This window comes from Claveliimonas sp., from assembly GCF_037273965.1.
In the GTDB taxonomy this organism is placed as follows: domain Bacteria; phylum Bacillota; class Clostridia; order Lachnospirales; family Lachnospiraceae; genus Claveliimonas; species Claveliimonas bilis.
Map to the genome: position 1 here is coordinate 1 of NZ_JAYAZJ010000106.1, position 8,607 is coordinate 8,607.

Genomic DNA, 8,607 nt, shown 5'->3' on the forward strand with positions numbered 1-8,607 from the left:
TTCCTTATTCAAGTTATCTTATTCTATCTATTTTTTAATATTTTTTTCACAATATTTTTATATTATCTTTTTAAATTCTTTTATTTACAAGCAAAAATTTGTTATTTCTAAAATTTCTCTCTTTTTTTCTTGTCAGATTTCCTGCATTGTGTTATCTTTTTTAGTAAATTGTTAAGATTAAACACTTATTTTCAGGAGGCATACAAAGGCATGGCATATAAAAGCACCCATCTGAAACGGGAATTTATCATCAATGAAATTATTACCATTCACTATTTTGAATATATGAAAGATTTTTTCTTTTCCGGAGAATCCCATGATTTCTGGGAGCTTATGTATGTAGATAAGGGCGAACTGCGTGTGACAGCTGACGCTTCCGTCCACCTTCTTGGCACAGGAGACGTTATTTTTCATCGCCCCAACGAATTTCATGCCCTGCACTCCATAGGCGACAAGGCTCCAAACCTGGTAAATATTTCTTTTATCTGTCATTCTCCTGCCATGAAATTTTTCGAACAGAAAGTCTTTCATCTGTCAGCGGATGAACAATATTTGATTTCGGCCATTGTCCGCGAGGCAGGTGAAGCTTTCGATTCGCCTTTAAATATTCCGCAGGTGGAACAGGTGTCTGTTAATCCGAAAGGCAGATTCGGAGCGCAGCATCTTGTTCTTCTATACCTGGAAGCTTTTCTTATCACTTTGTGCCGTCATCATTTGGAAGATGTCCCCGCGCTTGCCGGAACAGAGCAAACTTTTGAAAACACAGATCCCGTCTCCCCTTTTCAGGCAGAATCCACCCATCTGGCCCTTCAGAACATTCTGGATTACATGGAACTGCATCTGTGTGAACGCCTGACAATCGCTTCTCTGTGCAACACCTTTTCCTTAAGCCCCTCCTCGCTGTACAACCTGTTTCACAGAGAATTTCATCATGGTGCAATTGACCATTTTCTGGAAATGAAAATCGACGCTGCAAAGCAGCTGATCCGCGACGGAACCATGAATTTTACAGAAATTGCACACTACCTTTCTTTTGGTTCACTCCAATATTTTTCCAAACGCTTCAAGCAGTCCACCGGCATGGTGCCCATGGAGTATGCTACGTCTGTTAAAAACTACTCCAATTCCCAAAGCCTGTCCAGCAACCTTGCCAAGCGTCACGGAACGAGAAGAAGCTATGATTGAATAATAAAAAAAGAGCCGCATGCGACTCTTTTTTTATCGTTTTACATTATTTATATTTATGGTTATAGATAAACAACAATGTCAGAAGTCCTACCAGACCTACCAGCTGTGTCGCAAGACCTGTGACACTGATCGTCTTTTGTCCTATTATCACAAGTGCAAGGCAAACAATAAAAACAATAACCATAATCAGATTTTTTACCGTATTGCTCATATCATTTCCCTCCTTAACCTTTCAGACCACCAAGCGTCATACCTTCTGTCAGCTGTTTCTGTACACAGATATACAGGATCAGTACCGGTAACATAACGATAACCAGACCGGCATACATGATACCGTAATTTGTTGCCGTTCTTTCTACTGCCATCAGGTTCTTCAGTCCCATTGCCAATGTTCCGTGTTCATCCATCAGAGTATACGCAATAATATACTCATTCCAGAACGACAGGAAATTGAACAGGATAACTGTAATAATACTTGGCTTTGCCATAGGAACCATAATCTTTACCATTGTTTTAAAATATCCGCATCCGTCAATGTAAGCGGCTTCCTCAAATCCCTTCGGAAGCGTTTTAAAATAACCGCTCAAAAGATAGATGGTAAACGGCAGCGCACTGGACGCATAGATCAGCGCCAGAATAAAGCGGTTGTCCAGGAAAAATTCCACTCCCAGCGCTTTGTTTGCATCACTTAACATCAGGAAGATCGGTACAACGATGTAGTTGATGTTAATAAAAAGCCCTGCCATAAACGCAACGTTCAAAATTCTTCTTCCCTTAAAGTCAAATCTTGACAATACATAGGACGCCGGAAGAGCAATTACAAGAAGGAGAATCAGTCCCAATGCAGTGACAATAATCGAGTTGAAGAAGAAATCTCCCATCTGCGCATCGCGGAATGCCACAATAAAGTTCTGATAGAAGAACTGCTTCGGAAGTGCCCACGGATTCACATCTGCTCCGATAAATTCCGCGTTACGCTTCACACTCGCCATAAATACCCACAAAACCGGTATGATGATCGAGATAGCCAAAGCAAGGAGGGCAACATAAATAAATATTTTATATAAGATATTTCCAGAATGTTTCTTTTTTCCCATATTCTTTCGCCCCCTTTAAAATTCCAGAACTTCCCGGTCTGTGATCTTGTTTACAATAGCTGCCAGCACAAAGGAGAAGAGGAATACTACAACTCCGATTGCCATACCATATCCATATACGCCTGCTCCATATGCCTGTTTATACATATAGTTCAGGAATACTTCCGTCTTTCCGTTCGGTCCTCCGTTGCTCATGATCTGCACGAACAGGAAGCTTAAGTTTATCGTACTGATGATATAGAATGTAAGTGTTGTCCGAATATTGCTCCAGATCAACGGCAGTGTTACCTGGAAGAACATCTGTATTTCTGTTGCGCCGTCCAGGGAAGCAGCTTCATAGAGATCCTCCGGAATCGCCGCCATACTTGCCATATACATGACCATATAATATCCGATCGCCTGCCATACAAGGGCAAAAATTACAGAATATAATACAATATTAGGATCTCCCATCCACTGATGCTTCAGAAAATCCAGGTGCACTGCTTCCAGAAATGTATTCAGCAGACCGTTGCTCGGATCATAAATAGCTCCAAAGATACCGGCAATAACTACGATACTTAAAATATTCGGTATGTAGAAAATAACACGGAAAAAGTTTTTCCCTTTGAACTTTCCTCTTGACAGCAAAGCTGCAAAAAGAATTGCCAGTACAATCGTACAAACCATTACCATAACAATGATCGTGATCGAGTTCTGCATTGCCTGCAGGAAATTTTTATCTCCCATCAGGGTTTTAAAATTATATAATCCGACAAATTCTTTTTTATTCGTAATACCGCCCATTCTGTAAAGAGACATGCGGAATACATTGACTGTCGGAACAAATATAAACAACACGACCAGAACAACTGCAGGAGCCAGACATGCAAAAACAAATCTTCTCTGTGCGTTCTTTCTGTTCATGATTCTCCTCCTTTTCTCTTAAAAACGGTGAGTCATATAACTCACCGTTTTGTCTCCACTCATTACAATAGTCTACTGATTATTCAAGCGCTGCTGCACATTTCTCCCAAGTCTCTACCAACTGTGCCTGCCATTCTTCCACAGTCATATCACCTGTGTTAATGGATTCAATTGGTTTGTAAGTAGCCTCATTCATATTCAGGCCTTCGATAGGAGCTGTTGTAGCCCATTTTCCTGTAACTGTTACGATATCATCTGCAGTTGTAGCTGCATAGCAGTCTTTTGTTGTTCCTTCCGGAAGTTTGTCTGCTGCGCCTTTAACAGGTGCTACTACTGGTGACGGAGATTCTTCTCCTGTTTCCTCATCTGTTGTTGTATTTCCTAACAGGATATCAACAACTGTGTCAGAGTACATAAATTTGATAAATTCTTTTGCAAGATCCATGTTTGGTGCGTCTGCCGGAATCCACATCTGCTCTGTGAATGTGTAAACAGCCTGTGTCTCATCGCCTTCCCACTTCGGTGCCGGCATCATGCCCCACTCAAAGTCATCCGGTGTAGAAGCAGCCATCTCACCGATTACCCAGTTTCCGTTTGGCATAAACAGAGCTTTTCCATCGATTACATTCTGCTGATTGATCTTGAATCCACCGTCAGCATTTGCATTTGCTACTGTATCTTCCTGTGTATAGTCCGGAGATACCAGTTTTCCGATTGTATCCAGAACCTTCTGTCCTTCTTCGGATGTCCATGTGTTTTCATCATACTGCAGAGCTGCATTGTAGAAGTCCATTCCTCCTGCCTGCTCCAGCATGCTGTACATTGTAGCGTCAAAGTATCCTGCCTGCGGGAATGTGAACAGAGAAATTCCGTCTGCCTTTGCCTGATCACCCAGCGCAAAGAACTCTTCCCATGTTGTCGGCAGTTCATACTGTTTGCCTTCTCCGATCAGGTTCTTATTGTACCAGAATCCTGTCGGTGTGTAGAAGATCGGTGCCAGATAAATCTTTCCGTCTGCATACGGCTGTGCATCTGTACCATCAAGAATACCATCCAGAAGTTTGCCTTTGAGTTCATCGTCAAATACGTCTGTGATATCTGCGATCGCATTCTCTTTCAGCATTGTCTCTGTGAAACCACTTTCCTGTCCCAGATTGTAATATACAACATCCGGAACATCCCCATTTCTGATCTCCTTTGTCAGATCCTGATCCAGCTGTGAAGACATTTCAAGTTCTACAGTTACGCCTTCATTTTCTTCCTCAAAAGCGGCTACAATGTCTTCCCAGATCTGGGTTCCGTTTCCGCCTTCAAAAGCAGCAACTTTCAACGTTGTTCCGTCTCCGCTGTCGCTTCCGGAGTCTGATCCGCTGTCGCTTGATCCACATGCTGTAAGAGTCCCCAGTGTCATTACAGAAACAAGGGATGCAGCGATCAGTCTGTTTACTACTTTCCTTTTCATAAAAATTCCCTCCTGTTCTTTGATAAGTTCATCATAGCTCATTCAGAAAGCTTTTTCCATAGGGATATTGCCTTTTCTTTTATATATCTTGCTATTTCATGAAAGAATTTTTGATTTTTAAAAATTTTCTTGTAATAAAACTCCAGTTTTTCTGTATATAGTATCTATTTTTTATTCATTATACACAATATTTCTCTCGACATCTTTTGATTCCTTTAGACAAAACATTACATTTATTGTTGCTTTTTCCAGCCCCGTCATTCTTCTGATTTTTTCGATTTTTTATATCTGTTGCTTTTCAATAGATGAAAATATATAATAATAAAAAAGGATCCGTCCTTACCCTTTTGCTTCGGCTTCGGCCGCTGAAACAGCGAGATCAGGAGGATTTTGATATGAGCCACAGAAATTATACGATTAAAGATACAGATCTTCAGAAATTGAACGCACGGCTTTTATCCATCTCTTTCTCCAAAGATGAAAAAGACTGGAAAAGCGTGCTTCACACTCACTATTTTACCGAACTTTTTTATGTAGTGAACGGGAAGGGGAGGTTTCTGTTCCGCGATGAAGTGCATTCCATTAAAAGCGGAGACCTTGTGATCATCCCTCCTTATGTAGAACACACCGAGCAATCTATCCGCGGATATTCTCTGGAGTACTATGTTATTGGAATTGACGGTATTACGTTTCACCCCGAAAACGATCAGACCTGCGTGCAGGTGTTCTGTAATTTTCAGGAAAAAACTCTGATCACCGACCTGTTTGTACAGATTTTGCATGAAGTAAAAAACCAGCAGTTTGCCTCTGACACCATCTGCCAGAAGCTTCTGGAAATTCTGATCCTCCGTATCATCCGTTCGCAGCGCCTGGTTCCCGCACCGATCCAGTCCGTGCGAATGACGAAAGAATGTGCCCACATTAAGGAATACCTGGACAATAACTATTCCGAGCATATTACCCTGGACACTCTTACAAGTCTGACCCATATGAATAAATATTATATGGCTCATTCTTTTACCAAATACACAGGCCTTTCGCCGATCCAATACCTGAACCAGCGTCGTCTGGAAGCAGCCTGCACGCTGCTCAAAGATACCGATCATTCTATCTCAGATATTGCGTCATCGGCAGGATTTTCATCGCAGTCTTATTTTACACAGATTTTCCGCAAAAACTTCGGTATAACCCCCATTAAATACCGGCAGGAACACAATAATACTACCATATAGACCAGGAGGATATCCAAAATGAAAAAAACAAACAGACCAAATATACTTCTGATCATGACAGATCAGCTAAGGGGTGATGCCTTAGGTTATGCCGGGCATCCCGATATCAAAACCCCCTACCTGGACACTCTTGCCAGCAAGGGAGTTGTCTTTGATCATGCATACAGCGCATGTCCGAGCTGCATTGCCGCGCGCGCCGCGCTTCACACCGGAATGTCGCCCGAACATCACCGCCGGGTAGGCTATGAAGATAATATTCCCTGGACGTATCCTCACACCATGGCAGGTGAACTTTCAAAGGCCGGCTATCATACCCAGTGTACAGGAAAAATGCATGTGCATCCTTTGAGAAACTATCTCGGATTTCACAATGTAGATCTGCACGACGGCTATCTTCACGCCGCCAGATACGGCAGTGTCCCCTACAGGGAATCTCAGTTGGTAGCGGACGATTATTTTTACTGGCTGAAAGAAGAACTGGGTGTGTCTGCCGATGTAACTGACACAGGACTTGACTGCAACGGCTATGTAGCTCGTCCCTGGATTTATGAAGAAAAATATCACCCGACCAATTGGGTGACAGACCGCAGCATTGATTTTCTCAGGCGGCGGGACCCCGGAAAACCTTTTTTCCTTATGGCTTCTTATTTAAAGCCTCATCCGCCTTTTGACGCTCCTGAATATTATTTTGATCTGTACCGCAGCCGTGAGCTTCGGCCGCCTTTTGTAGGTACCTGGGAAAGCGATCGTTATCTGAAAGAGTCCGGACGGATTTTCGACTCTAAGACAGGCCCCATTGACCCCGATCTGATCCGCGAAGCACAGATTGGATACTATGCCTGCATTACCCATCTTGACCACCAGATCGGCCGGCTTATCATGGCTCTTATAGAACACGAAGTCTATGACAATACACTGATTCTCTTTACGTCCGATCACGGGGAGGAACTGTGCGACCACCACATGTTCCGCAAATCCCGGCCATATGAGGGTAGCTGCCATATTCCTCTTTTAATCTCCGGCGGCGCTCTTGCCAACATCGGAGCACAGCAGGGCAGTGTCTGCCACTCTGTTGCCGAGCTTCGGGACGTTATGCCCACCCTTCTGGACATTGCCGACGCTCCTATCCCAGAATCCGTAGATGGGATCAGCCTGAAGCCTCTTCTTACTGATCCGGTAGAAAAACTTCGGGATTCTCTCCATGGCGAACACTCTTATGGAGAGTTTTCCAATCACTGGATTGTAACAGAAACAGACAAATATATCTGGCATTCACAGACAGGACAGGAACAGTATTTCCTTCTGAAAGAGGATCCTCATGAGCTGACAGACCGCATTAATGATCCCCAGTACAGGGACCGCATTGATACTTTAAGACGCCTGTTGATTCGTAATCTTACCGGAAGGCCGGAGGGCTTTACAGACGGGCAGGAACTGATTCCGGGACGCCCATACCCTCCGTATCTTACAGATGTCAGCGACACTAATGAAGCAAAAGAAGGGGGCGGCGTTCTATGATCCAGTACCTGATTATTATTACTATCTGCCTTCTTGCATCTGTCATCGGTTCCATCTGCGGAATCGGCGGCGGAGTCATTGTCAAGCCCGTCCTTGACAGTATGGGGATTATGAGCGTGGAAACCGTAAGCTTCCTTTCCGGACTTATGGTCATGAGTATGTCCATCTATTCTATTGGAAAGGCAGTGGCCGCAAAAGATACAAGACTTGAGGCAAGAACGGGGATTCTTCTGTCCCTGGGCGCCGTAGCAGGCGGCATTACCGGAAAACAGCTTTTTTCTGTTATTCAGACTTTAAGCTCTGATCCGAACCGGATCGGAGCATGCCAGGCGGCCGTTCTTTTTCTCCTTACTTTTGGCACACTGATCTACACCATTAAAAAACACACGATCCGGACCCATCGCATGACGCATCCTGTCGTGTGCATTATCATTGGTATTATTCTGGGCCTTCTTTCCTCCTTCCTTGGAATAGGCGGAGGTCCCTTTAATCTGGTCTTCCTCTCCTTCTTCTTTTCCATGGAGACAAAGACTGCTGCCCAGAACTCTCTTTTGATCATTATGTTCTCGCAGATTTCCGGTTTCCTGCAAACTCTGCTGACCGGATCAGTTCCGGATTTTTCCTGGATCCTTTTGATCTGCATGGTCGTATTTGCTGTGATCGGAGCCGCCATTGGCCGCTCCTTCAATCGGAAGCTGGACAATGACATGGTGGACCGGCTTTTCTGCGGACTCATCATTATCATTTTGTTCATCTGTGTCTATAACTTCTTCAAATACATATAGATGCCAGATATTCCAGACGGCCGATGGCCGTCTGGAAAAATTTCTGATATGCCTCACAGTAACGGTTTCTCATTTCCTTTCCATAAGGTATCAGATCTCTTCTGCAGCCTCCCCGGCACAGAGGATACCAGCGGCAATCCGGACATCTTTCATCTCTTTTTTCAGCATCGGCAAAAAAAGGCGCTCTTTCGGCATCTCTTGCCATTTCTTCAAGCACTTTAAAATCAACGTTTGAATCTGTAATATTTCCCATCTCATATTCATCCAGCGCATAGAAATCACAGGGATAGACCGTACCGTCCGCCTCGATCACGTTCTGCATACTGCATCTTCCATACATACTGCAGGCTTCCGGCTGTGCTCCTCTTAGCATCCCCGCATAATTATCAAACTGCCGGATATATACCGGAACTCCCCTG

Annotated in this window: 9 protein-coding genes; 4 read left to right on the top strand and 5 right to left on the bottom strand. The window is 43.8% G+C overall.

Translation table 11 applies throughout. The features are described 5' to 3' along the window. Nucleotides 1-210 precede the first annotated feature (210 nt). On the top strand, nucleotides 211-1,185 hold the full coding sequence (locus WJ238_RS09680) for an AraC family transcriptional regulator (protein ID WP_337606811.1): 975 nt from the start codon (nucleotides 211-213) through the stop codon (nucleotides 1,183-1,185). Nucleotides 1,186-1,231: 46 nt separating this feature from the next. Here WJ238_RS09680 and WJ238_RS09685 read toward each other — a convergent pair whose 3' ends face one another. The 4 genes from WJ238_RS09685 to WJ238_RS09700 all read right to left on the bottom strand — a co-directional run bounded on the left by WJ238_RS09685 (nucleotide 1,232) and on the right by WJ238_RS09700 (nucleotide 4,653). Then, nucleotides 1,232-1,399, bottom strand: a complete 168-nt coding sequence (locus WJ238_RS09685; protein ID WP_230104985.1) for a DUF6903 family protein — start codon at nucleotides 1,397-1,399, stop codon at nucleotides 1,232-1,234. 13 nt (nucleotides 1,400-1,412) lie between these two features. Further along, nucleotides 1,413-2,285 carry a carbohydrate ABC transporter permease gene (locus tag WJ238_RS09690; RefSeq protein ID WP_337606812.1) on the bottom strand — a complete coding sequence of 291 codons (873 nt, stop codon included), beginning with the start codon at nucleotides 2,283-2,285 and terminating at the stop codon, nucleotides 1,413-1,415. Nucleotides 2,286-2,300: 15 nt separating this feature from the next. Next, nucleotides 2,301-3,191 (bottom strand): carbohydrate ABC transporter permease, encoded by an 891-nt coding sequence (locus tag WJ238_RS09695; RefSeq protein ID WP_230104983.1) that lies wholly within the window; start codon nucleotides 3,189-3,191, stop codon nucleotides 2,301-2,303. A gap of 79 nt (nucleotides 3,192-3,270) precedes the next feature. Next, nucleotides 3,271-4,653, bottom strand: a complete 1,383-nt coding sequence (locus WJ238_RS09700; protein WP_316265808.1) for a carbohydrate ABC transporter substrate-binding protein — start codon at nucleotides 4,651-4,653, stop codon at nucleotides 3,271-3,273. A gap of 395 nt (nucleotides 4,654-5,048) precedes the next feature. Between WJ238_RS09700 and WJ238_RS09705 the strand changes: the two genes are divergently transcribed. Genes WJ238_RS09705 through WJ238_RS09715 form a run of 3 tightly spaced genes read left to right on the top strand, consistent with a single transcriptional unit; the run spans nucleotide 5,049 to nucleotide 8,188 of the window. After that, on the top strand, nucleotides 5,049-5,885 hold the full coding sequence (locus tag WJ238_RS09705; protein WP_230104981.1) for an AraC family transcriptional regulator: 837 nt from the start codon (nucleotides 5,049-5,051) through the stop codon (nucleotides 5,883-5,885). An 18-nt stretch (nucleotides 5,886-5,903) separates the two neighbouring features. Further along, nucleotides 5,904-7,403: an arylsulfatase gene (locus tag WJ238_RS09710; protein ID WP_337606814.1), complete on the top strand. Its 1,500-nt coding sequence runs from the start codon at nucleotides 5,904-5,906 to the stop codon at nucleotides 7,401-7,403. After that, complete coding sequence (locus tag WJ238_RS09715; RefSeq protein WP_230104979.1) at nucleotides 7,400-8,188, top strand: sulfite exporter TauE/SafE family protein; 789 nt, start codon at nucleotides 7,400-7,402, stop codon at nucleotides 8,186-8,188. The genes WJ238_RS09710 and WJ238_RS09715 overlap by 4 nt, the downstream gene beginning before the upstream one ends. On the opposite strand, the gene WJ238_RS09720 is transcribed toward WJ238_RS09715, so the two are convergent. Then, on the bottom strand, nucleotides 8,175-8,607 hold a 433-nt coding region (locus WJ238_RS09720), incomplete at its 5' end, for an SPASM domain-containing protein (RefSeq protein WP_337606816.1). The genes WJ238_RS09715 and WJ238_RS09720 overlap by 14 nt on opposite strands.